Raw genomic sequence first — 23,403 nt, 5'->3', positions numbered from 1 at the left:
CTAGCCCCTCAACTGCATGGTGGTACCGCCAACGCGGAAATCATCACCGGGCTCAATCGGGGTCGCACGAGTCAGACGCTCGCCATTGACGAACGTACCATTAGTAGAATTCAAATCCTCCAGGAACCAACGGGAACCCTGAGGGAACAGACGCGCATGACGGCCCGAGGCGTAATCATCCTGCAGGGACACCTCAATGTCATTAGCGCGGCCAATAGTAATCGGGTGATCACCCAGCTGCATCATCGCGCCAGCCTGCGCACCCGCAGTAATCACAAGCTGCGAAGGGCGAGTCGGCGGAGGCGCAATATGGGTAGCCTCCGGAACAGCATCAACCGGCGCCGCACGATAGTTCTTACCCAAACCAAGGTCACGGCGAGCAGCCGAAACCACCAGGAAAACAAAGAACCAGATGAGCGCCAGAAAAGCGTAACGAAGGATAGTAACAGTCAGTTCGGACGCCATTAACGGGCACCTCCGGTCGAACTATGGAAAATGATGCGGGTATTACCCATGCGAAGCAGCGAACCGTTCGCCAGCACCACGGGCGCACGCAAAGGCACCCCATTAATCAGCGTGCCATTAGTAGAACCCATATCGGAGGCGACCACCGCACCACCCTGCATCGAAAGCTGCAGGTGACGGCGAGAAACGCCCTTATCATCCAGGCGAAGATCAGCATCAGAACCGCGGCCCAGCACAAACGGCAGACGATCCACCGGGTGCATGCGACCCTCAATCTCCAAGAAGAAACGGGGAGCACCCGCCGCAGGGGACGGTACCGGCATGTTCAGGCGAGGCGCAGGAGCCTGCTGAGGTGCAGGCTGAACAGGAGGGGCCGGCTGGGCTGCAGGCTTCGTAATGCGGGTCGGCAAAGAAGACTCACGCGGCGGACGCACCGGCGCATAGTTAGTAGCACCGCGCAGAGACGACGGGGACGCCGGAGCCTCCGGCACAGAGAACGGCTCGAAGGTCGCAACAACCTCAAACTCGCCCTCAGAGAGAGAATCAAGAACGTTGAACGTCACGCGAACTGCACCAATCAGGGTGTAACCCTGCGCGCGGGCGTGCGAAATCGCCAAATCGCACAGCTCAACAGCGAACGGGTTGCCCCACTCGCGTACGCGGGGGAAATCAACCGGCGCAAAACGGAGAGTATAGACATTAGGAGCCATAGTGCGGCCACTGCCGTCCACGTAGGACTCGTCATCCATCATGATGCGGACGCGGTTAGCAACATCCGCCTTCGCAAAGGTGCCGAAGCCCTTGGAAAGGCCGACAGTGCGACCGATGCCTTGCTCCAGCTTGCCCAGCTTGTCGAAAAACTTCATGCCGCCTCCTTCTCAACGACCATTCCGAGCAACAGACCGCGCAAACGGTCTTTATCCGAAAGGCTCAGTTTAACGAGCGTGTCTGTGCGTTAGCTGTGTGTCCTGTGAATGAACACACCCGATTCTATTTTAGGTGATGCACTCGCCATCGCTCTGGAACCCCGTCATTTAGCGGGGAAATGGTTATGGATATGAAAAAATCCCCGGTTCTTTCGAACCGGGGATCGTTGGTGCGCGAGGGGGGAGTTGAACCCCCACGCCCTCACGGGCACACGGACCTGAACCGTGCGCGTCTGCCTATTCCGCCACTCGCGCATGTGTCTTACGGTGTATCACCGCAGGCAACACATAAAACTATACGGACTGCACGCGGTGCTGTCCAATTGAGAGAGTGTGACCTTCGTTACTTGTCTCGTTGTTTGCTTTGTTACTTGGAGGTGGTGGAGGTGTCAGAACGAGCCTCCGAGGCACTATCGGACACCCCACCGGAAGCAGTCGCACCGGAAGCAACCGCATCAGAAGTAGCTGCGGAACCCCGCTCCCGCACCGCACGCTCGTGCTCAGCACGTTCCCGGTCAATACGTTCCAAACGCGCACGCAACAACCACGTCACCGGACCCACATACGGCAGGCACAACACCAGCAGAAGCCACTTTAACTTCTGCACCTCAGAAAAATACGGATTCCGGTGAATTGTCACCAAGCACAGCAGCGCCAACGCAATGCCCGCCAGAAACACGACCGTGACCACCAGCTCCAGTACAGCATTCCAATCCATAAGCCCTCCTAACATCCTTTCTAAGCATACAGACCCGAAGGGGTCCACAGGCCCTCAGAACAGTTCGAGGAGGCGTTCAGAGCTACCGCTAATAGACAGTCCCATATGCGCCTCGGGTACATAAAAGGGCCCGCCCCGCACCGCAGCAGGACGGACCCTCTACAAAGCCTATGCAAGGCTTAGAAACTAGCGGCTAACCTTCTTCGCAGCACGACGCTCAGCAGCCTTCGCATCATACTCAGCCCAGAACTCACGGGTAGTCACCGCATCGGTACCATCCCATGCCGCAAGATTCTTCAACTCAGGCATATCCGAAGCCTTGAAAATCGGCTCCAAACCAGCCTTACGCTGAGCCTCATAGTTCTTCAACACCGCAACAACCTGCGGAGTCATCAACAGAACCGCCGTCAAGTTCACAATCACCATGCCGGCATTCAACATATCCGCGGTAGTCCACACCAGATCCAGCGAAGAAATCGCGCCGAAGAACACGAACACCAGAACCAGCGCACGGAAAATAGTCATCGGCAGCTTACGCTCAGTCACGAAACGCATGTTCGACTCGCCGTAGTAGTAGTTACCAATCACAGTCGAGAACGCAAACATGAAAATAGCGATAGTCAGGAAGTGAACCGCCCAATCGCCCAGCTGCATCGCCAAAGCCGACTGAGTCAGCGACGCACCGCGCGAACGATCACCATAGGTCGGATTCGACAGCAGAACAATAAACGCGGTCACAGTACACGCCATCATCGTGTCAAAGTAAACACCCAGAGTCTGCACGTAACCCTGCTTAGCCGGGTGAGAAATAGTAGCGGTCGCACCAGCGTTCGGAGCAGTACCCATACCCGCCTCGTTAGTCAGCAGGCCACGCTTCATACCCCAAATCACGGCACCCATGGTACCGCCAGTCACGAACTCCTTAATGCCGAAAGCACCCTGGAAAATCATCAGCAGCATATTCGGAACCTCAGAGATGTTCAGCAGAACAACCAGCAGACCCAGCAGCAGATACAGCACCGCCATAATCGGCACCAGCCACTCAGTCACCGAAGAAATCGCGCGAATACCACCGAAAATAATAGCCGCAGTCAGCGCCACCATAATTAGACCAATAGTGATGCGGAAGCCCATCGAGTTAGTACCCGAAACATCAATGTTGAACGAGTTCGCCGCAGCATCCACCACAGCATTTGTCTGAACCGCCACAAACACAAACGCATAAGTGATCACAATGAACGCCACGAAGATGTAACCCATCCACGGAGCATTCAGACCGCGCTTCATGTAGTACGCTGGACCACCAATGTAAGAATCCTTACCGCGCTCCTTGTACAGCTGACCCAGAAGGGACTCCGCGAAAGCAGAAGCCGCACCAACAGCAGCAATAACCCACATCCAGAACACAGCACCCGGGCCGCCCATAGCAATAGCCAAAGCAACACCCGCAACAGTACCGGTACCCACACGAGAAGCCGCCGACACAGTAAACGCACGGAACGAAGAAATACTCTTCTTGCCGTCAGCCTCACGAGCAACCGGGTCACCCAGGACACGAACCATTTCCTTAATGGAACGCCACTGCACGCCGCGAGTACGAATCGTAATGTACAGACCAGCCGCAATCAGAGCGTAGTAGAGGAAATTACTCCACATCCAGTTCTGCACAGCATCCACGGTGGAAGTCAGTCCCGCAGTCTGCGTATTAATGTCCCCGATGATATTCAGAAGAAAATCCACTCGGTACTCCAATCTTGAAAGCAAAAAGGCCCTCACTCTCAAACCCGGAAGACGGACGAGGTGGGGGCTACATTGCTGGGTGATGCGGACTCACGCCGCGTAACGGAGGGGTATATGCTCCGTATGATTAGTCACCCCATTGTGTCGGGTGCAACCCCCGCTAGACAATTTAAAAAGGGGCGCAACGCAAAATGTAACGAATACTTAATATACGGGCAGAGTAAATATAAGATCCCGTACGGGTTCCACCAACACTAGCGGGGCGGGGCGCGAGAAGCCCGGCACAAGGCACAAAACCTCGCACCGGGCATAGCGAATAGCGGGGGTATCGGGTTGGGTTATGAACGCTCAGGCTTCACGAACGGGAACGACAACACCCCACGAATCTGCGTCTGAGTCAACAGCATCACCAAACGGTCCACACCCAGACCCAAACCACCCGTCGGCGGCATGCCCGTCTCCAAGGCGTACAGGAAATCCTCATCCACCTCCATCGCCTCCAGGTCGCCCGAAGCCGCCTTCAACGACTGCTCCGTCAGACGCTCACGCTGCACCAGCGGATCCGCCAACTCGGAATACGCACAGCCCATCTCCATGCCGTTAATCACCAAATCCCAGCGCTCTGCCAAACCCGGAACACTACGATGCGGCGCCGCAAGCGGACTCGTCTCCGCCGGGAAATCCGTATAGAACGTCGGCTCCACCGTATGCGCCTCAACCAGCTCACCGTACAGCTCCTCAACGATGGCCCCCGGGCCCATACCCTTATGAACACGCACACCGTGCTGCTGCGCCAGAGCCAGCAGCTCCTCAAAATCCGTCTGCACATCCACGCGGCGACCCAGCGCCTCCGACAGGGCATCACACACCGACACCACACGCCACGGACCCGACACATCAGACACCGTGCGCTCACTCGACGCCTTATGGCCCAGCGGCAAAGACACCGAACCAAACATCGCCTGCGCGGCATCCTTAATCAGGCGCTCCGTCAACTCACGCATCTGCACATAATCCGCATACGGACGATACGCCTCAAGCACCGTAAACTCCGGGTTATGGGTCGCATCAGCACCCTCATTGCGGAAATCACGACCCAGCTCATACACCGGACCGCTACCGCCCACCACCAGGCGCTTCAGGTACAGCTCTGGCGCAATACGCAGCGTTAGGTCCTCACCATACGCATTGATATACGTGCGGAACGGACGCGCGCTCGCGCCACCGTGCACCGTATGCAGAATCGGGGTCTCCACCTCAAGGAAACCCTCCGCATCCAGGCGGGCTCGCAGCGCCTTAATGACCGCGGTACGCAGACGCAGATTCTGCATCTGATCCGGATGCACCAACAGGTCCGTGGAACGGCGACGCAGACGCGCCTCCGGGTCAGTAAAGGAGTCGAAGGGGATGGGGTGCAGGCTCTTCGACGCCATGTGCCAGGAGGTGGCAATCAGCGATTGGGTACCGTTACGGCTCGCCCCGTAGGTGCCCTGCACGGTGATGATGTCACCAGTATCCAGGTTGCGGGAGGCGAGGCTCAGCGGGCGCTCGCCCACCAGGCTGCGTTCCATGACGACCTGCAGGGTTTCACCCCCTTCAATCAGAGTTGCAAAGAGGACTCCACCATGGTTGCGAAGCGCGCGAATACGACCCGAAACCATGAATTCCGAATCTGGAATATTTTCAGAAGAGAATATACGCAGGGCATCCTTCACGCCCAGCACAGAGACGTCATGACCGCCCTTCTCACCACCCAGCGGATACGGCTCCATGCCCGCCGCACGCAGCGCATCCAAATGGCGCAGACGGTGCTGAGTCTGATCGCTACGCGACACCTCAGGAAGCTCTTCCACAGTAGCGAGCTGCATCTGGCGAAGAGCCTCCAGCTCATCTGCAGAAAGAACCTGCTCCTGATCCTGCAAACGACGCGCCGACAAATTCGGTAAAAAGCCCTCCGCCATACCCGACGCAACCACTACATTCGCCATCGCCAACGTCGGCTCCGTCGCCAAAAAACGAGGAACCCACAGCGGAGCAAACTTCAGATTGAAACGATACAGGCGGCGCAACTGCAGAAAACGATCCAGCACACCCAAAGAGCGGGAAGCAAAACGGTTCCACGCCGACGCACCCACCTGATCAGCAGCCTCAAAAATATGGCCAAACATCGCAAAATTCAGCGACACCCGACGCACACCCAAAGACGCCGCCTGCTCCATCAGCGACGCCACCATAAACTCCACCACACCATTAGGTGCCTCAGGGGAGCGGCGCATAACATCCAAAGACAGCCCCGTAGGACCCCACGGGACGAACGACAGCAGAGCCACCATCTGACCAGCCTCATCATGAGCCGACACCAGAACAGACGAAGAATCCGCCGGATCATTCACACGATTCAGCGCCATCGAGAAGCCACGCTCCACACGCCCATGACGCCACGCCGAAATATTCTCCGCAACCTGCTGACACTGCTGCTCATCCAGCTCCGCAAAGCGATGCATCTGCGCCGTGTACCCGCCGCGACGCACACGCTGAACCGCCTGCCGCACCGGCAGCATCGACGTGTCATTGAGCGTGAAACGGTCCGCCTCAAGGACAGCCTCCTCACCCATCTGAATAATCGACAGACCCGCACGGTTGTAGGCGCGCGCACCCGCCTCACTCACGCTCAGCGCCGCAGGAACCCAACCATAGCTACGCGCCTGCAGCATCCACTGCTCAATGGCGGCATCCCACGAATCAGGGTCACCCACCGGGTCGCTCGACGCCAAACACACCGAACCCACCGAACGGTACGTAATAGCCGCCTTCTGATCCGGAGAGAAAATCACCTGCTTATCGCGACGCGTCGCAAAATAGGAGAGCGAATCATTGGCACCGTACTGCTGTAGCAGAGCGCGAATCTTCAGCTCCTTCTCGCCGGTCCACGCATCCGGGGCACGGTAACCGCGCGCCAACAGGTACAGTGCCGCAACCAGCGAGGCGCCGTAACCGAAAGAAGCCAAAAAAGCGACCACATCGGCAGACCACACGCCAGGATGGGTACGCTCAATACCCATGCCGTGCATCAGCAACTCCCACGGGGTCACCGAACGCAACGGCTCCCACACACCAATGTGGCAGAGGTACCAGAGCACCAGAGTAGTCAGCAGGATGCCGCCAACAGCCGTCAACGCCGCACCCACCCACGAGAGGCGACCAATACGCGCCGGGAACGCCGAACGAATTGAGAAAAGGAAAGGCACCAGCGCACACGCAAACACGATGGAGAGCGTATCGACCGTCGAGGAGAAAATACGGTCCTTCGGCATAATCCCCGCGGGGAACACCAGAGTGAATGCGCTATGGCTGGCGATCAGCACACCAAGCACCTGAAAAACGATGGCTGCAATGAGAGCGGCACGCTTGCGCACAATCAGCCCGGACACAAGCACAATCATCGTAATGGCGCTGGGTAGCGTGTGCGTGGAGGGAATATTCAGCAGGTCAGCGGTGACTTCCCACCAAGTGAAGCCGCGACCGTGCCGCAGAGGAGAAATAATCCACGCGAACGTGGTCAGTAGCGCGGCAAAAGAATACACCCCAATCACCACGCGTGCTGATATCTCTGCATACCTTGAAGGAGGTGCGGGCGCCTGCCCTGCTCGTGCTGTACGGCGACGTGAGGTAGTGCGGTGAGACATCATTATCAGTGGGGGATTGGGGTGTAGGGAAGGTACTAGACCTTAGGAGTTCTTGCTAGGCTTCAGTCTTCGGGTCACGGTAGGTGCCCTCGAAGACGTCGGGGATGCCGTTGTCGTCAGCGTCCACGCTTTCCTTCTCAGCCAGGGCACGGTAGTGCTTGTTACGGCGTGAAAGGATAATGGCACCGACAATCGCGGCGAGCACGGAACCGAAGAGAATCGCAATCTTTGCATCCTCGGTGTGCGGGGAGCCGTGCGGGAAGGACAGCTCAGCCACCAGTAGGGACACGGTGAAGCCGATACCGCCGGTTGCAGCCAGGCCGACCACGTCAATCCAGGCGACGTCCGGGTCGAGGTTAGCGTTCTTGAAGCGAGTCACGAGCCAGGTGGTGCCGAAAATACCGATGGTTTTACCGGCGACCAGCGCAACCATGATGCCGACCGCCACCGAGTCGGTGAGGGCGCGTCCGAGGCCTTCAAAGCCGCCAACGGCCACACCCGCGCTGAAGAACGCGAAGACGGGCACGCAGATGCCCGTGGAGAGGGGGCGGAAGCGATGCTCCAGCACCTCTGCCAGACCGTGTTCTGCGTGTGCTGCCTCGGAGCGTGCGGACATCTTCACGGGCACCAGGAAGCCCAGAACCACGCCGGAAATGGTCGCGTGAATGCCGGACTCGAGGAAGAGTGCCCAGGTGATGATGCCCAGGGGCAACAGCAGAACCCATGCGGCGAGAGGCTTCAGATGCAGCATGGTCTCGCCACGGTAGGCGATGAACGCGAAAAGTGCGAGCGGAATCAGTGCGAAGAGCAGGTACTCGCCGTGGAAGTTATTGGTGTAGAAGATTGCGATAATGCAGATTGCGATCAGGTCGTCGACCACAGCCAGGGTCAGCAGGAAGACGCGCATCGCCGAGGGGAGGAAAGTACCCACGGCGGCGAGAACAGACACCGCGAACGCGATATCGGTTGCGGTGGGGATCGCCCAGCCGTGCAGAGCGGTGGGGCTGGTGAAGTTCAGCGCCGTGTAGATAATCGCGGGGACTGCCACGCCACCGAAGGCAGCCGCAATCGGCACAATCGCGGTGGAGGGCGACTTGAGGTCACCAATCACGAATTCCTTCTTCAGCTCCAGGCCGGTGAGGAAGAAGAAAACGACGAGCAGACCGTCTGCCGCCCAGGTTCCGATGCTCATCTGCAGGTGGTTGAAGCCGGGGATAACCGGGCCGACCACGGTGTCTCGCAGACCAAAGTAGAAGGTGGAGGCGGGGGTGTTGGCGAGTACTACTGCCAGCACCGTCGCAATCAGAAGTACGGTACCGCCGACTGATTCTGCACGCAGAATGTCGGCTACGCGGCGTGAGTTGCTATATGAGCCGCGGCTGAGGGTATCTGGGTTGGTGTGAGTCATTCTCTCCTCTTTCTGCCGCGATATTATGCGGCATCTAAGGCTTTTAAGTTTACTCTGCACTGTATGAGCATTCGAGTACCCGCTGGCGGCTTTTAGCTCCTGGACGGTGCACCGCGGTGTGCTTTTATGGCGTATATGCATAAACGTTCCGCCCTCGCCGCGTGGTGCGGTGAGGGCGGAACGTTTTAGTATTTCTGCAGGTATTCTGCGTGTTTGACTAGCGCTCTAGTCGTGCGAATGCGAGATTATGCGCCTGCGATAGCGGGTGCGCCGGACTCCTGGCCGTGGTCGTGTGCCAGCTCGCGTGCAACGTAGTTCTCCAGGTCGAAGAGGTTGCCGTTTGCGCGCTTCACGATGGTCACCAGGGTCTCCATGGTTGCAACTTCCTCAACCTGTTCCTTCAGGAACCAGAGGATGAACTGCTCGCCCAGTGCGTAGTTCTCAGCGCGTGCTGCGGAGAACAGAGCCTCGATCTGACCGGTGACAACCTTCTCCTGTGCCAGGGACATGTCAACGATTTCCTGAACGTTCGCGAAGTCGTTCTTCACAGCGGGAACAGCGGGGATCTCGACCTTGTGGCCGCGGTCCAGCTTGTACTGAACCATCATGAGTGCGTGCTCGCGCTCTTCGAGGGACTGCTGGTAGAAGAACTTAGCCAGCTGGGGCAGGTCCTCACCGTCGAGCCAGATAGCCATGGACAGGTACTGGTGAGATGCTGCGAATTCGTGGCCAATCTGCTCGTTCAGAAGGTCGTAGAAAGACTTAGACATATGGTTTCTCCTTATATGGTGGTTGCTTTTAGGTGCCGGGATGGCGCGGTGCAACCTGTTGATATTTATCGTAAGGGGTAGGGTGCGTCATGTACAGAGAGAAAAGGCTAATCGGTGAATCAGATAAGGTACCCCTGACATATTGTCACCACAACCCTTAGTGTGGATGCCCTGAATACTTTCTTTGGATTGAGTGGTATTGGGTGCGTTTCCTTGAGATTTCGCGGTTTAAAGCGGCATTAGATACCCCAACATCCCGCGTACATGCATGATGCTCCGGCGCCCGACAGCCGGTCATCCGACATTTCAAAGCGGTACGTGATACCGCAAAAATTTTTTAAAATTCTTCGCATGTATCGATGCCCGGGGCAACTTTAGGCGGTTTTAAGGTTCATGCGTACCGCAGTGCTCGCGACTGCAAGAGCCTATTTAAGAAATCTATTAAAGAGATAAGGCACGTTCCCGGTGGGGAATGTGCCTTATCTCTGGTTCTCTCAACTCTCGCCCGAAGGCGGAGGAGGTTATTGTGTGGGGTAGTCCCCACGCTGCAGTGCATCAATCGAGATGACGTTTGAGGGGGTGTTGCCGAGGACTGCCTCGCCGATTTCTGCGAGATGCTCAACCTGTTCGGTGGTCAGGTGGTCGAAAATCTGGCGGCGTACTTCGCTCACGTGGCCGGGTGCGACCTCCTGCACCTTCTGCTCGCCTGCGGGGAGCAAATGGCAGATGCTGACGCGGCGGTCTTCTACACTGAGGGAGCGGCGGACGTATCCATCCTTCTCCAGGCGTGCTACAACGCGGGAGAGGCGTGCCGGGAGGGTGTTGGTAGTAATTGCCAGCTCGGTCATGGTGAGGGAATGATCCTTGGACTCGGAGAGCATCGCGAGCACCATGTATTCGACAAAACTAATGCCAGCTTCGCTCTGCAGCTGGTTTTCCAGTTTGCGGGTGAGGCTGAAGATGATGGAGCTGATAAAGAGCCAGCCTTCTCGCTCTTGCTGGGAGAGCCACTGGATGGATTCGCTGTGTGCGGTATTGTCAGACCGCTGCGCAGACGTGGTTGGTGTGGACACGGGATTGATTCCTCTTTTATCGGATATGGAGCTCTCTTATTAAAGAGAGAAGTGGCGTGTTGGCACCCATTGTAGCGAAAGGTCTGACTAGGTGACTCAAAATTGGTACGGTCAAGTAATGCTTGACACTTTGGTGCTAATTTTTTGAGGGGCGCCAGGGGTATCTTTTTGCACGCAGTGACTGCAAATACCCGGGGTAAGCAAGTGAAATACGACATATTCAAAAAGATTTCCGGTACAAGTATAGACAAGACCGTACCAAGAAGCACTTCCGTGCATAATGCTAACTTCCGCGGAATATCAAGGTTTTTAGGGGGTTGAGTGAAAATTCTAGGGAGTGTAAAGAGCTTGCCAAGGGTGAAAAATAACGAAACGATAACAAAATTTTTAAAAAAATCTTGGTTTTGGCTTTGCAACCGTAATGAAACCGTGTACACTAATTACATAACGGGGTCGAAGGAAGCCTCCGAGGCGAGACCGGAAGCTCGCTTCGATAGGTTCGACTCTCTATTTATCGGTGATTGTCGTCGGTGTACGAGTAACTCGTATTTCTACCGACGGATGTGCGGTGCGGGTGCAGTTCGTGGTTGGGCTGCATTCCGTACCGTATCTTTTTAACTCAAATTTCTATCAACTCACTCTAAGAGCATCCAATGGTCGGGTGCTCTTTTTCTTTGCCTTCATATCGGCGCCGCAAGAGCGCTGTACGAGCCGGGGCAGAGTCGGGGGAGGAAGCGTAAACACCTGTGCTGTGTATCTGCCCTGTGTAGCTGTGGGGTGTAGCTGCACGGTGTGGTTTGTGTTGTGTGGTGGTGCCGTGTGTCCGCGGTATTGTTGCGCCGTATCGCGTCAGAAGTGTTATCCACAGGGGTTATCCACAGTGTGGAGAACTTACACGCATGTGATTTGGCAGAGCAGAATCGAGGTCCTCCCCAGGTTTAATTTAAGAGTGCTACAGAAAAATTCTTGTAATTACAGGCTTTCACGACCATTAAAACCGAGGGTAAGTTCTTAAACAGAAGACCTTTTTATCTTTAAATCCGCGGAACCCGAAAATTTCCACAGCTGTGGATAACCCTGTGCACTTAATCCACCGCCTCCGGCGTAAGGAGGCGCGTAAGATCGCTCGGCGGCTCTGTTGGCACTCAATATTTTGGCTAGTAGAAGGAAAAACGCCTCGAATGAGGGCGAAAATTCTGCAGTTTATCCCCCGCGCATCCCCAAAATAGGATGTTATCCACAGTAGTTATCCACAGTGTGGAGAACTTACAGCACTGTTATTCATATGAGTGCATACCCCGGTATTTCAAGGCAGAATAGGGTGCCAAACCTGAAAATCCTGTTGATACACAGGGTTATCCACAGGTGTGGGGAAAAGTCTTTGCCTAAAATCCACAGGTTCGAGCGAGGTCTTACATAAATGTGACGCTCCCCAACTCATGAAAAGTAAAGTAAACGCTACGCTGGTAATCTTTAATACAAGCCAAGTTTTCTAATGAAAGGCATCATCATGGCTGAAAAGTACACCCTCCCCGAGCTCCCCTACGACTACGCGGCGCTCGAGCCCCACATCTCCGCAAAGATCATGGAGCTGCACCACGACAAGCACCACGCAGCATACGTTGCAGGCGCTAACGCAGCTCTCGAGCAGCTTGAAGAGGCACGCGAGAACGGTGCATACGGCAACGTCTCCAAGCTCTCCAAGGACCTGGCGTTCAACCTGGGTGGCCACACCAACCACTCCATCTTCTGGAACAACCTGTCCCCCGAGGGTGGCGACAAGCCCACCGGCGAGCTGGCAGCAGCAATCGACGAGTTCTTCGGCTCCTTCGACAAGTTCCGTGAGCACTTCACCAATGTTGCACTGACCATTCAGGGCTCCGGCTGGGCAATCCTCGCATGGGACACCGTTGGCAAGCGCCTCATCATCGAGCAGCTTTACGACCAGCAGGGCAACATCTCCGTTGCGCTGATCCCCGTTCTGCAGCTGGACATGTGGGAGCACGCATTCTACCTGGACTACCAGAACGTCAAGGGCGAGTACGTCAAGGCATTCTGGAACATTGTGAACTGGGCTGACGTTCAGGCTCGCTTCGAGCGCGCAGTGTCCCAGACCAAGGGCCTGGTCCTCTAATCTAGATTTTCGTCAGCGCGGTGAAGTGGCCGCGGTGAGGTAACTGAAACGGGTGCCCGGCGCCTCCATATTCGGAGGTGCCGGGCACTCGTTTGTTGTATTCAGATGTTGCTCCGGGGGTGGAACCCTAGAGCGCCAGCGTGCGGTCAATGCGGATGCGGCGGCAGAAATCCTCATCATGGCTCACCACGATAAGCGCACCGGTGTAGGCTTCGAGCGCCTGCACCAGCCAATCCACCGAAGAAATATCGAGGTTATTCGTCGGCTCATCCAGCATGAGTAGCTGCGGCACCGGATCTGCCAGAAGCACCTGCGCCACCGCTGCGCGGAAACGCTCACCGCCGGAGAGCTCACCGGTCTTATGGTGCACGCTCTCACGGCGGAAAAGCAGGCGCGCCAACTGGTCACGCAGATGCTGCTCGCTCACGCCGGGGTTAGTCCGCTGCACGCTCTGCAGGAGGGTGAGCTGCGGGTCGAGGGTGATGCGCTGGGGAATGTAGGCCCCCTCGAGGCAATAGTCGACCCGGTAGGCGGGCTGCACGGGGGAGCGGTACTCCGGGTCTTTTGCGTGGGCAATTGCCTCAAGGAGGGTGGTCTTGCCGCTGCCGTTCGCACCGGTGATGCGCAGATGCTCGGGGCCGCTGAGAATCAGGTGTTCGGGGTGCTCCGCAGGGGTTCCCTGCCGGCTCTCGCCATCTGCCTCAACGGGTGAAAAATGCAGAGAATCAACCTTAGTGGGTTGCTGAGTGGTAAATGTTTCACGTGAAACCTGCTGAGGGTTAGTCCCACGAGAATCAACCCTGTGCAGCTCCAGTACCTTGCGCCCCGCGGGTAGGGGCTGCTGGCTCAGCTCGGCATAGATTTTCTCCTGCACGCGCACCTCATCCTGGGCGTTCTGGTATTCCTCCTGAGCCTGCTCCTGCTTGCCGATGCGCAGAACTCGAAGCTTTGCCGCCGCCTGACGTGAGGCGTCCTTGGCGAGGTCGAGAATCGTGTCCGGCTGGTCGTCCTTCCAGACCTGTGCCATGTTCTTCGAGATAATCTCCTGCGCCTGCACCCACTCACGATGCGCCGAACGCACCCGGTTCTTCGCCTCACTCACGCGACGCTGAGCCGCCTGCTGTTCGGTGTCCAGCGCCTGCCGGTAGGTGCTGTAGTTACCCTCGAAGAGGCGCAGGTGAGCCAGCCCCTGGCGGTCGGCGTGAAGCTCGGCAATCACGTTCACACGCTCCAGCAGATCGCGGTCGTGGCTAATGATGAGCGCCGGGCAGGGTAGCGCCTCCAACGCGGCGAAGAGCTGAGCCTTCGCCGCGGAGTCCAGGTTGTTCGTCGGCTCGTCGAGCAGAATGAACTCGGGGTCAGAAATCATCAGCGAGGCAAGTGCAGCAATAACCGCTTCGCCACCGGAGAAGCTGCGCATGCTGCGGGCAAAGAGTGCCCGAATCGCCTCCGGGTTGTCTCGATCAATCAGTGCCGCCGGGGTGAAACCGTAGGTCGCAAGAGCCGCCAGGGTGCGCTCCTCAACGTCCCAGTTATCCCCGATGGTCTCATAGAGTTCGGGGGAGTACTCGCCGGATTCCACCGCCTGTAGCGCCCGCAGAATCTCGGAGATTCCGCAGAGCTCGGCGAGGGTCTGCTCCCGGTCCAGGCCCAAATCTTGAGGTAGATACGCCATGTGTTCCGGCGCCGCCAAAGAACCGGAACTCGGGGTCAAATCGCCCAAAATCAACCTCATGAGGGTTGTTTTTCCGCAACCATTATCGCCAATAAGGCCGGTTAGAGACGCCGAAAATACCGCCGAAAGGTTCGCAAAAAGCGGAGGCTGGCTCGGGTGCGCAAAGTGCAGATGAGCGATACTAATGTGCGCCGCCGCGTGGGAAGTGGCGTGCGAGCGGGCATCGCGGGAAGAAGCGGAACGGGGAAAGGTCGCCTGCGGCTGAAGTACGTGTGTCATACGAGCTCCTTGAGGTATGGATGCTCGGGTGCTCTCAAACTCCGACGGTGGTGCGTTGCAGTAGTGTGCCGGCGGTTTGGGGGTGCCTATGCTGAGCGCGTGGCGGTAAGAGGATCGCCCCAAAAAGAGCGCGAAAAAACCCGAGCGTAACGGTGGATGTACCTGTGCCCGGGTGCGTGCGCGCTGATGGAGACACGCAGAAAAATGGAAGTGCGCAGGGAGAATGTGTCTGTGCAAAAAGCTGCGTGAGCACGCGAAAAATTCTTCTGAGTCCGGGCTTATGCTCGGTGGGTCATTTCTTTGATGCCTCCTAGATTCCGAATACCGCCCCGGTCGCGCCTTGGGTGGCTTCGGTCAAACGATACGTTCAGCTCCGTAACTACCCCCACGATGGGGCGGCGTCGGAAGAGAGCTGAGGACTCCAGCATAGGAACTGACTGGGCGCTGAGTCAAACACCCTCCCCTGTAGGAGAAGATTCAGCGTGCTGATTCCCTGAATGGTTCCTTCCCGAGAGTTTTTGTTGAAAGGTTGAGTGTGCGGTCAATGCGGATGCGGCGGCAGAAGTCCTCATCATGGCTCACCACAATGAGCGCGCCGGTGTATGCTTCGAGCGCCTGCACCAGCCAATCCACCGAGGAAATATCGAGGTTATTCGTCGGCTCATCCAATATGAGTAGCTGCGGCACCGGGTTGGCCAGAAGTACCTGCGCCACCGCGACACGGAAGCGCTCACCTCCGGATAAATCCCCAATGCGCTGATGTACGCTTTCGCGACGGAAGAGCAGGCGCGCCAGCTGGTCACGCAGATGCTGTTCGCTCGCACCGGGATTCGCCCTCTGTACGGTTTCAAGGAGGGTGAGCTCCGGGTCGAGGATGATGCGCTGCGGCAGGTATGCGGTGTTGTCCAGGCGGTAGAGCACTTGGTATGCAGGCGGCACTGGGGAACGGTAATCAGGGTCATTCGCGTGCGCTATCGCATTGAGAAGCACAGTCTTGCCACTGCCGTTTGCGCCCGTGATGTGCAGGTGTTCGGGTCCGGTCAGGATAAGAACCTCGGGAAAATCTTGGATTTGAAGCAGATAATCAACTTTATAAGGTTGTGTTTCACGTGAAACGGTGTTTTGGGTGTATGCATTCTTAAGGTCGGTGCTCTGTGGTGTAGATGCGCAAGAGTTGTTCTTCACCCGATGTAATTCCAGTACTTTCCGCCCCAATGGGAGCGCATCCTGAACAAGTTCCAGATAGATACGCTCCTGCACGCGCAGGTTCTCTTGGGCTTCTCCAACTGCTGCACGTGCATCCGCCACCATGCTTTCGTGGGCTGTGTGAAGTTTCCCGGCAGAGCGCTCTGAACTGTTTTTATCCAGGCCCATAGCCATGCCAGGTTTCCGCTTTGACCGTTCAAATTCGCGGCCTCGGCGGGCGTTGCGATCGAGCTTAATCTGGTTCTCGGTGCGCTCACGCACAGCCTTACGCGCCTCATTCTTCGCCTCGGTCACGCGACGCTGAGCCGCCTGCTGCTCGGTGTCCAGTGCCTGCCGGTATGTGCTGTAGTTACCCTCGAAGAGGCGCAGATGCGCCAGCCCCTGGCGGTCGGCGTGAAGCTCGGCAATCACGTTCACGTGCTCCAGCAGATCGCGGTCGTGGCTAATGATGAGTGCCGGGCAGGTGAGGGTTTCAAGAGCCGTATAAAGCCGATTCTTCGCCGAAGAATCCAGATTATTTGTGGGCTCATCCAGCAGAATGAACTCGGGGTTTGAATATAGAAGCGCGGTGAGTGCGGCTGTGACCGTCTGACCACCTGAAAAGGTGCTAAGAGGACGCATCAGAAGGTTGCGACGGGCCTGTGTATCGGTCGTAGTGAGGGCAGGACCAAAACCATGTTCGGCAAGGGCTGCGAGGGTACGTTCTTCAATATCCCAGGCGTCGCCTATGGTGTCGTAAAGGCAGGGGGAATAGTCGCCCGATTCCAGTGCATCAAGCGCCTGCAGTATTTTTGTAATTCCAAAAATATCAGCAAGATGCTGATGCCCACTCAACCCTAAATCTTGCGGTAGGTACGCTATGCGCGGTGGGGTGCTGATTATCCCTTGACTAGGGTTTATGTCGCCAAGAATAAGTCTGAAGAGGGTAGTTTTTCCGGCGCCGTTATCGCCGATAAGCCCGGTGAGTGGCGCAGAAAATACCGCGGAAAGGTCGGTGAAAAGCGGGGGCTCACCCGGATGTGCGTACGAAATATGGTCGAGTGTAATGTGACGTGACATGGGCCGAGTTCCTTCGAGTAGGTGCTCGGATTCCTGCCAGCGCACATGAAGGCGTGAAGGCATGAAAAAACCCGAGCGTAACGGTGGATGTACCTGTGCCCGGGTGCGTGCGCGCTGACAGAAATACGCAGGATAAAGCGACTATATGGCTGTGCCTATAAACCTGCTGCGTGAGCGCGCGAAAAATTCTGTGAGGTCCGGGCTTATGCTCGGTGGGTCATTTCTTTGATGCCTCCTAGATTCCGAATACCACCCCGGTCGTGCCTTGGGTGGCTTCGGTCAAACATTGCGTTCAGCCTCTTAGGTTGCCCCACGGTGGGGCAACACGGATAAAGAGCTGAGGTCTCCAGCATAGGAAGCGCACGGGTGCTGAGTCAAGCACCCCCACGCAAAACCCGCCGACAAGGGGCGATGCAACCGGTGATGTAATCCCAGAAGACACAAAAGGAGGGGCGACACCACTCGGTGCCGCCCCTCCTTTTAGGCATTAAATCTGCGCGCGTACAACGCGCGAAAGGCTATTACGCCTCGTGGCGCTCGCGGTACATGCCCAGCGGGCCCGCATCCGCGTACGCCTGAGCGTCGTTGTAACGGTACAGGCGCGGCGGGCGGTGACGGGTGCCCTCCACGCGGCGGCCGGTGTCAATAATCGACTTCGACGCCGCAATCTGGCGGCGGAAGTTCGCCGGATCCAGGGTGCGACCCAGAATCGCCTCGTACACCTCACGCAGCTGCGCCAGGGTGAACTCCTCGCCCAAGAAAGAGTGCGCAATACGCGAGTACTCGACCTTGTTCTGCAGACGGTAGAGCGCGTACTCAATGATTTCGTTGTGGTCGAAGGCGAGCTCGGGCAGCTCATCCACCGGGAACCAGCGGATGTTCTCGTGCACGCGAGTGTTCGCGACCTCGGTGGCGGGAATCGACGCCCAGTACACCACGGAAACCACGCGCTCGTGATCAGTGCCGGGTGCCGGGTCGGGCTCGCCCACAACGCGGGCGGCGCGCGCCTCGGGGGTGCGCAGAACGTCACCGAATGCGTAGAGCTGCTCCAGGTAGCCGGGCTGCAGGTTAGTTGCGCGCTTCAGGGTCGAAGCGGCTGCCTCTTCGAGGGAAAGATTCGGGTTGAGCGGACCGCCAGGAAGCGCCCACTGGCCCTTATAAGGCTCGCGGAGGCGGCGAACCAGCGGCAGCCACAGGGTCGGGTGGGTTTCGTTGTCCTTGGGGCGCAAAGCTAGAATCACGGTTGAGACAGCGAGAGATACAGAGGTGTGGTCCACGTCGTTGTGCTCTTCAGTGGCGACTGCGCCGGGAAGAGGCTGGGATGCGATGCTCATTCAGGCCTCCTGTGCGAATGGGTATCGATAGGTGTGCATACTCTACCCATTTTAAGGGGTTAATAGGGTAAAAATGCACGCAAGGCACCCGCTGACCCGAAAACCGGTACCATCCGCGTCGTGTCAAGGGGAAAAAGTTCAGGTACCGGACACATCAAAGCGCCCCTCCGGCATGTCCAATAGAACAATGCGGAGGGGCGCTCTAGAGTCTAACTATGCAGTGTCTAACTATGCAGTTTTAGATGCAGAGTAGGGGTGCAGACTAGTCGATCTGCAGCTCGCCCATAGCGTCCCAGTCCTCGCCGTCAATCAGGCGAGAAATAATCTTCGGGGTTGCGGTCAGCATCGGACGCATGTCCTTCATAGCCTGCTGGAAGTGGTCAGAGTTCACGTGCGGGCCAGCTGCGTCGTCGTTGAAAGCCTCGAGCAGAACGAACTCGTTCGGGTCCTCAACGCTGCGGGACCACTCGAAGAACTTGTTGCCCTCCTCGGCGCGGGTTGCCTCGGTGAAAGCGCGGGTCTTCTCAATCCACTGGTCGGCGTATTCGGGCTTGACGGGGAACTTTACAGCAATGAAAATCATCGGAACTCCTTAGGTTGAAGAGTAGATACGTGCCCTTCCAGTTTAAGCCCCGGGTGCTCGGTGGCGCTGAAGAATAGGGTGTGAGGCAGCGGTTTTAGCTTGTGGCTTTAACCGCTGTATAGAGTGGCTTTTGTGGTTTAACGAGCCGCCGCCTTGAGAACCTGCAGGGCGCGTTCGAGTGCCGCACGGTCTGCCGCGATGGCTGCGGCCCTCTGCGGGCTGGCGGAGTCGCCTCCGAGTGCCGCGTTGTAGTACATTCCGTCACCCAGAAGCAGCACGGCGCGGGCGATGCGTTCGTCACCGAGCTCGGCAAGAATGAGCGAGTGCCAGCCCTCCTGCACGCGGGCTAGGGTTTGCTGGGCGAGCTCGTTGTTATTCTGTGCCAGGCGGCTGAGGGCAATGAGGGCCCGGTCGAAGGGGGTGTCACTCGGAATGGAGGAGTTGATGTAGTAGGCGCTTGCCCCTTCGGGTGCCTGCGCCATGGTCTCAAAGTCTTCTTCCGCCAGGGTGACGGTGCGTTCGGCGAGTGCCTCGAGGAGCGCCTTCTTGGAGGAGAAATGGTAGAGCAGCCCGCCCTTGGACACCTTGGCGGCGGTGGCGACGGCGTCGAGGGTTGCGGCGCGTTCTCCGGTGTGAATCAGCAGGTCGACGTAGGTGTCGAGGATGTGCTCGCTAGAGTTATTGGCTCGTTGTTTGCGGTGGTTGGGAGTGCTCATGGGTACCAGTCTAACCGCTTGAAACTATACCGTCCAGTTGGTATAGTTAATCTTCGCCTGTTGGGCCGCGCCGGGAGCACACCGTCCCGGACCACCCCAAAAAAGACAGGCCGAGCTGATGCCGCGCCCGCGTCCGCCACATCAGCCGAAACCCAAAAGACGCACGAAAACAACCCATGACGAATCACAACCCGCAGACCACGGCTCTGCCCATCCATGCCCCCGAGCAGAAGGCTAAGCGCTGGACCGCGCTCGCCGTCCTCATGCTGCCGGTGCTCCTGGTCTCCATTGACAACACCGTGCTTGCCTTCGCGGTGCCCGCTATCGCTGAGGCGCTGAGCCCCTCCTCCGCTGAACAGCTGTGGATTGTTGACTCCTACTCTCTGGTCCTTGCCGCACTGCTCGTGCCCATGGGCGCTATCGGCGACCGTATCGGTCGCCGCAAGCTGCTGCTCATCGGCTCGACCGGCTTCGCGGTTATCTCCGCTCTCGCGGCGTTTACGCCCTCGGCGCTGCTGCTCGTGGTAGCTCGAGCCCTGCTCGGTATTTTTGGTGCCATGCTCATGCCGGCGACCCTGTCGATTATCCGTAACGTCTTTGCGGATGCGAACGAGCGTCGCATCGCCATCGCCGTGTGGGCAACCGGCTTCTCCGCCGGTGCCGCGCTGGGTCCGATCGTGGGTGGCTTCCTGCTCGAGCACTTCTACTGGGGCTCCGTCTTCCTCATGGCGCTGCCGATCCTGGTGCCCTTCCTGATCCTTGCCCCCATGACGGTGCCCGAATCGAAGGACCCGAACCCCAGCCCGGTGGATCCGCTGAGCATCCTGCTGATTATGGTCGGCATGACCGGCATTACCTACGGTCTGACCCACACCTCCGAGAACGGCTTTGATGCGGTGGCTATCAGCACCATCCTCGGCGGTCTGGTCTTCATCGTTCTGTTCGTGCTACGCCAGCTCAACCGCGAGAAGAACGATATTCAGCCCATGCTGGACGTGCGTCTCTTCCGCAACCCCGTCTTCACCGGCGCAATTGCGGCAAATATGATCTCCATGATGGTGGCCGTCGGATTCATCTACTTCGCTTCCCAGCACCTGCAGCTGGTCTCCGGCCTGGCACCCATGTACGCCGGTATGCTGCTGGTTCCCGGCACCGTCGCGACCATGATTGCCGGCCTGACCATTGCCCGCGTGGCAAGCCGATTCCACCCCGCACAGATCGTGGCGTTCGGTCTGGCGCTCAACGCTGCCGCGTTCGCGGTGCTCGCCTTCCTGGGTGCGCATCAGGACGTGGTCATTATCCTCATCTTCATCGTGCTCGGTACCGGTATCGGTATTTCCCAGACCATCTCGAACGACCTGATGCTCTCCAGCGTGCCGCCGCGTAAGGCGGGTGCCGCATCCGCAATTTCTGAGACCTCCTACGAGATGGGTACGGTGCTCGGTACCGTCATCATGGGCGGTATTCTCACCTCCGTCTACCGTGCGAACGTGGTCGTGCCCTCCGGCCTGGATGAAACCCTCGCCGACCATGCCCAGGAAACCCTCGGCGGTGCCGTGTCGGTTGCCAGCCATGTGGGTGGTGAGCAGGCAAACCAGCTGCTCTCTTCCGCATTCGCCGCCTTTGACTCCGGCGTGGTGCTGAGCTCCGCATTCAGTGCCGTGCTCATGGGTGTTATGGCTGTTATCAGCTACCTCATGATCCGCAAGGCTCCTCGCGAAATGAAGCCTGCTGAACACTAATACAGCGCACTAAACCTCATAGATAAGCCCCGCCTGCCGTTGCTCTTAAGCATCGGGAGGCGGGGCTATTTTTACGCACCCACCTGCGCATTTAAAGGTTCAGCACAGGTGCCGGTGGTACGGTAAAACAGCGGGCATCAGCCCCGACCGCAGAGGAACCAGCGGCTCCACACAATCAAGGAAGAACGCCACCATGGGACTCAAAGACTGGATAGCACCCTTTATTACGCTACTCATTGGTGCTAGCACCATCTTCATCTCCTACAAGAACTACCAGGCGCAGGCGGCGGCAAAACCCTCCGAACTGGCGCGACTGGAACTGTGGAGCAAGCTCCTCACCGAAGCCGGCTTGGACCTCAACGCCCTACCCGACCCCGAAAAGCTCACCTCCGACCAGCGCGTCGTCCTCGAAAACTACCGGGTCTTCCTCAAGCGTGCGTCCCTCGAATCGAAGCTGCGTAAAGTTGGCATCGACAGCAACCGTATCTTCAGCCTGCTCATGAAGCGTGCGCACTCTTCCGTGAAGCCTACGCCCATCCCCATTGGCGACTCGATTAGCTACTACCGCCTGATTCTACGTGCCCTGCTGTACATTTGGGTTCCGCTGGCCGTGATTTTCATCGGCGTGCCCATCATCGTGGTCACCATCGCCTACCTGATTGGCCTGTTCACGAACCACCGCGGCAATCTGTCTGACTTTGCACTCTCCCCGCTCGCCGTGGTGCTCCTGATTGTTGGTGCGGTCGCCGTCGGTGCCCTCGTGTACCTGCAGAACCGCATTATCTCCGCCATTATCGCGAACAATGTGTACTTCTACTTCTGGGATATTTACGGCTCCAAGAAGGGCGCTCGCGACTCCAAGGACGCCTACAGCGAGCGCCTGGCGGCTAAAACCTACGCCGACCAGCTGTTCCTCGGTCAGCAGGAGTTCGCTCACCAGTTCCGCGAGAACATGTACATGGCGGGTATTCAGGAGATTGATGAGTACCCGCGCGTGCTCAGCGACAGCGTGATGCTGCCGCGCAACTACCGGGTTGCGGAAACCACCGAGGGTGAGGACCGTATCGACCGCTTCGTGAACTGGGTGCGCTCCAAGATTGGTTTTGAGCGCCTGGAACCGCGCATCATCTACAGGCTCGAACATAAGGACGCGCACAAGGATGCGAAGAAGGAATCCGCGCACGGTGAGCCGGTAGCTACTGAGCAGCCTGTTTCTGAGCAGTCTGTGGATGCTCAGGATGAGCAGAAGGCCGCGGAAGTACCCGCCTCAGAAGAACCTATTGTCGCGGAGGTGCCCGTCGAGGCTCCTGCCGAGAATCTGGCTGATGCGCCCACCGAACCCGTCATCGGAGGCGCCACTGACTCTTCTGCCGCAGCTGGGGTATCCGCCGCAGCTGGGGCAGACGACCCCACGGAGGCGTTCACCCGCATCCCAGAAGATGCCGTCGACCATGAGAGCGCCGGTGAAAAGAACGCCGGTGAGAAACCCGGTACTGAGAAGCCCAAAAACTAAATAGCCCGCCCGGGGGCACCGAAAAACCGGGCATGAGAAAAGGGTCGCAGCCTACGAATTCGCCATTGAACCGTAAGCATGAGACCCTTTTCCTTTCCCTTCAAGGTCGAGCAGAATCGGAGGTACCGCCCGACCAAGAAGAGTCATATGATGCGCCCCTCCACCGGTAGAGGTTGCCTGGCAGAAGAACCCGCCGAAGCGGGTCGGCAGAGCGCCCGGTAGAGGGTGCATCACGCTTGAGGAACCGCCCCAAACCCGCCAAAGAACGGGCTGAGGGAACAGAAAACCCCGAGCTGGCGCATCGTCTACATCATCAGAAAATAACTACATCTCGGGGTAGGGGAGGACGATTCGCGCTCCGGGTGGGACCTACCCA

General features: G+C 57.8%; 16 protein-coding genes and 1 tRNA gene. 3 read left to right on the top strand and 14 right to left on the bottom strand.

Translation table 11 applies throughout. The features are described from left to right. From RM6536_RS03660 to RM6536_RS03620, 9 genes are all read right to left on the bottom strand, one after another. Positions 1–465 carry an FHA domain-containing protein FhaB/FipA gene (locus tag RM6536_RS03660; RefSeq protein WP_005507379.1) on the bottom strand — a complete coding sequence of 155 codons (465 nt, stop codon included), beginning with the start codon at positions 463–465 and terminating at the stop codon, positions 1–3. Next, a complete protein-coding gene (locus tag RM6536_RS03655; protein WP_060824086.1) occupies positions 465–1,331 on the bottom strand; it encodes an FhaA domain-containing protein in 867 nt (288 codons plus the stop codon). Before RM6536_RS03655 ends, RM6536_RS03660 begins: the two co-directional genes overlap by 1 nt. Before the next feature lie 228 nt (positions 1,332–1,559). Beyond that, a tRNA-Leu gene (locus RM6536_RS03650) sits at positions 1,560–1,646 on the bottom strand. Positions 1,647–1,758: 112 nt separating this feature from the next. Next, a complete protein-coding gene (locus RM6536_RS03645; RefSeq protein ID WP_060824085.1) occupies positions 1,759–2,109 on the bottom strand; it encodes a PLDc N-terminal domain-containing protein in 351 nt (116 codons plus the stop codon). Between the two features lie 186 nt (positions 2,110–2,295). Continuing rightward, positions 2,296–3,849, bottom strand: coding sequence for an alanine/glycine:cation symporter family protein (locus tag RM6536_RS03640; protein ID WP_060824084.1), 1,554 nt, complete (start codon positions 3,847–3,849; stop codon positions 2,296–2,298). A 338-nt stretch (positions 3,850–4,187) separates the two neighbouring features. Beyond that, entirely contained in the window at positions 4,188–7,538 is a 3,351-nt protein-coding gene (gene lysX, locus RM6536_RS03635) for a bifunctional lysylphosphatidylglycerol synthetase/lysine--tRNA ligase LysX (RefSeq protein ID WP_081094647.1), read from the bottom strand. Positions 7,539–7,590: 52 nt separating this feature from the next. Then, a complete protein-coding gene (gene nhaA / locus RM6536_RS03630) occupies positions 7,591–8,943 on the bottom strand; it encodes a Na+/H+ antiporter NhaA (protein ID WP_060824082.1) in 1,353 nt (450 codons plus the stop codon). Positions 8,944–9,188: 245 nt separating this feature from the next. Next, on the bottom strand, positions 9,189–9,713 hold the full coding sequence (locus RM6536_RS03625; protein ID WP_005507373.1) for a ferritin: 525 nt from the start codon (positions 9,711–9,713) through the stop codon (positions 9,189–9,191). A gap of 521 nt (positions 9,714–10,234) precedes the next feature. Then, positions 10,235–10,786, bottom strand: coding sequence for a MarR family winged helix-turn-helix transcriptional regulator (locus RM6536_RS03620; protein WP_060824081.1), 552 nt, complete (start codon positions 10,784–10,786; stop codon positions 10,235–10,237). A gap of 1,510 nt (positions 10,787–12,296) precedes the next feature. On the opposite strand from RM6536_RS03620, the gene RM6536_RS03615 reads away from it, so the two are divergent. After that, the gene (locus RM6536_RS03615) at positions 12,297–12,920 is read left to right on the top strand and encodes a superoxide dismutase (protein WP_005507370.1); all 624 of its coding nucleotides are present in this window, start codon (positions 12,297–12,299) and stop codon (positions 12,918–12,920) included. Between the two features lie 127 nt (positions 12,921–13,047). Here the strand turns inward: RM6536_RS03615 and RM6536_RS03610 are convergent, their stop codons facing one another. From RM6536_RS03610 to RM6536_RS03590, 5 genes are all read right to left on the bottom strand, one after another. Further along, positions 13,048–14,874, bottom strand: coding sequence for an ATP-binding cassette domain-containing protein (locus tag RM6536_RS03610; protein ID WP_060824080.1), 1,827 nt, complete (start codon positions 14,872–14,874; stop codon positions 13,048–13,050). A 477-nt stretch (positions 14,875–15,351) separates the two neighbouring features. Continuing rightward, positions 15,352–17,139: an ABC-F family ATP-binding cassette domain-containing protein gene (locus RM6536_RS03605; protein ID WP_060824079.1), complete on the bottom strand. Its 1,788-nt coding sequence runs from the start codon at positions 17,137–17,139 to the stop codon at positions 15,352–15,354. Between the two features lie 521 nt (positions 17,140–17,660). After that, on the bottom strand, positions 17,661–18,473 hold the full coding sequence (locus tag RM6536_RS03600) for an NUDIX hydrolase (protein WP_060824078.1): 813 nt from the start codon (positions 18,471–18,473) through the stop codon (positions 17,661–17,663). Positions 18,474–18,735: 262 nt separating this feature from the next. Continuing rightward, entirely contained in the window at positions 18,736–19,056 is a 321-nt protein-coding gene (locus RM6536_RS03595; RefSeq protein ID WP_049350269.1) for a putative quinol monooxygenase, read from the bottom strand. A gap of 137 nt (positions 19,057–19,193) precedes the next feature. Next, positions 19,194–19,772, bottom strand: coding sequence for a TetR/AcrR family transcriptional regulator (locus RM6536_RS03590; RefSeq protein WP_049350270.1), 579 nt, complete (start codon positions 19,770–19,772; stop codon positions 19,194–19,196). 176 nt (positions 19,773–19,948) lie between these two features. Between RM6536_RS03590 and RM6536_RS03585 the strand changes: the two genes are divergently transcribed. Both RM6536_RS03585 and RM6536_RS03580 read left to right on the top strand, forming a co-directional pair. After that, entirely contained in the window at positions 19,949–21,514 is a 1,566-nt protein-coding gene (locus RM6536_RS03585) for an MFS transporter (RefSeq protein ID WP_060824077.1), read from the top strand. A 193-nt stretch (positions 21,515–21,707) separates the two neighbouring features. Continuing rightward, positions 21,708–23,027 carry an NADH dehydrogenase gene (locus tag RM6536_RS03580; RefSeq protein ID WP_060824076.1) on the top strand — a complete coding sequence of 440 codons (1,320 nt, stop codon included), beginning with the start codon at positions 21,708–21,710 and terminating at the stop codon, positions 23,025–23,027. Positions 23,028–23,403 lie beyond the last annotated feature (376 nt).

Source organism: Rothia mucilaginosa (assembly GCF_001548235.1).
GTDB lineage: Bacteria > Actinomycetota > Actinomycetes > Actinomycetales > Micrococcaceae > Rothia > Rothia mucilaginosa_B.
This window is presented reverse-complemented; position numbering and strand designations above follow the sequence as displayed.

What these genes read in the sequence shown, in the direction of transcription:
- RM6536_RS03595 (WP_049350269.1), bottom strand. Translation starts at nt 19,056, where the DNA reads ATGATTTTCATTGCTGTAAAGTTCCCCGTCAAGCCCGAATACGCCGAC.
- RM6536_RS03590 (WP_049350270.1), bottom strand. Translation starts at nt 19,772, where the DNA reads ATGAGCACTCCCAACCACCGCAAACAACGAGCCAATAACTCTAGCGAG.
- RM6536_RS03615 (WP_005507370.1), top strand. Translation starts at nt 12,297, where the DNA reads ATGGCTGAAAAGTACACCCTCCCCGAGCTCCCCTACGACTACGCGGCG.
- lysX (WP_081094647.1), bottom strand. Translation starts at nt 7,538, where the DNA reads ATGATGTCTCACCGCACTACCTCACGTCGCCGTACAGCACGAGCAGGG.
- RM6536_RS03605 (WP_060824079.1), bottom strand. Translation starts at nt 17,139, where the DNA reads ATGTCACGTCACATTACACTCGACCATATTTCGTACGCACATCCGGGT.
- nhaA (WP_060824082.1), bottom strand. Translation starts at nt 8,943, where the DNA reads ATGACTCACACCAACCCAGATACCCTCAGCCGCGGCTCATATAGCAAC.
- RM6536_RS03580 (WP_060824076.1), top strand. Translation starts at nt 21,708, where the DNA reads ATGGGACTCAAAGACTGGATAGCACCCTTTATTACGCTACTCATTGGT.
- RM6536_RS03625 (WP_005507373.1), bottom strand. Translation starts at nt 9,713, where the DNA reads ATGTCTAAGTCTTTCTACGACCTTCTGAACGAGCAGATTGGCCACGAA.
- RM6536_RS03660 (WP_005507379.1), bottom strand. Translation starts at nt 465, where the DNA reads ATGGCGTCCGAACTGACTGTTACTATCCTTCGTTACGCTTTTCTGGCG.
- RM6536_RS03600 (WP_060824078.1), bottom strand. Translation starts at nt 18,473, where the DNA reads ATGAGCATCGCATCCCAGCCTCTTCCCGGCGCAGTCGCCACTGAAGAG.
- RM6536_RS03655 (WP_060824086.1), bottom strand. Translation starts at nt 1,331, where the DNA reads ATGAAGTTTTTCGACAAGCTGGGCAAGCTGGAGCAAGGCATCGGTCGC.
- RM6536_RS03610 (WP_060824080.1), bottom strand. Translation starts at nt 14,874, where the DNA reads ATGACACACGTACTTCAGCCGCAGGCGACCTTTCCCCGTTCCGCTTCT.
- RM6536_RS03645 (WP_060824085.1), bottom strand. Translation starts at nt 2,109, where the DNA reads ATGGATTGGAATGCTGTACTGGAGCTGGTGGTCACGGTCGTGTTTCTG.
- RM6536_RS03585 (WP_060824077.1), top strand. Translation starts at nt 19,949, where the DNA reads ATGACGAATCACAACCCGCAGACCACGGCTCTGCCCATCCATGCCCCC.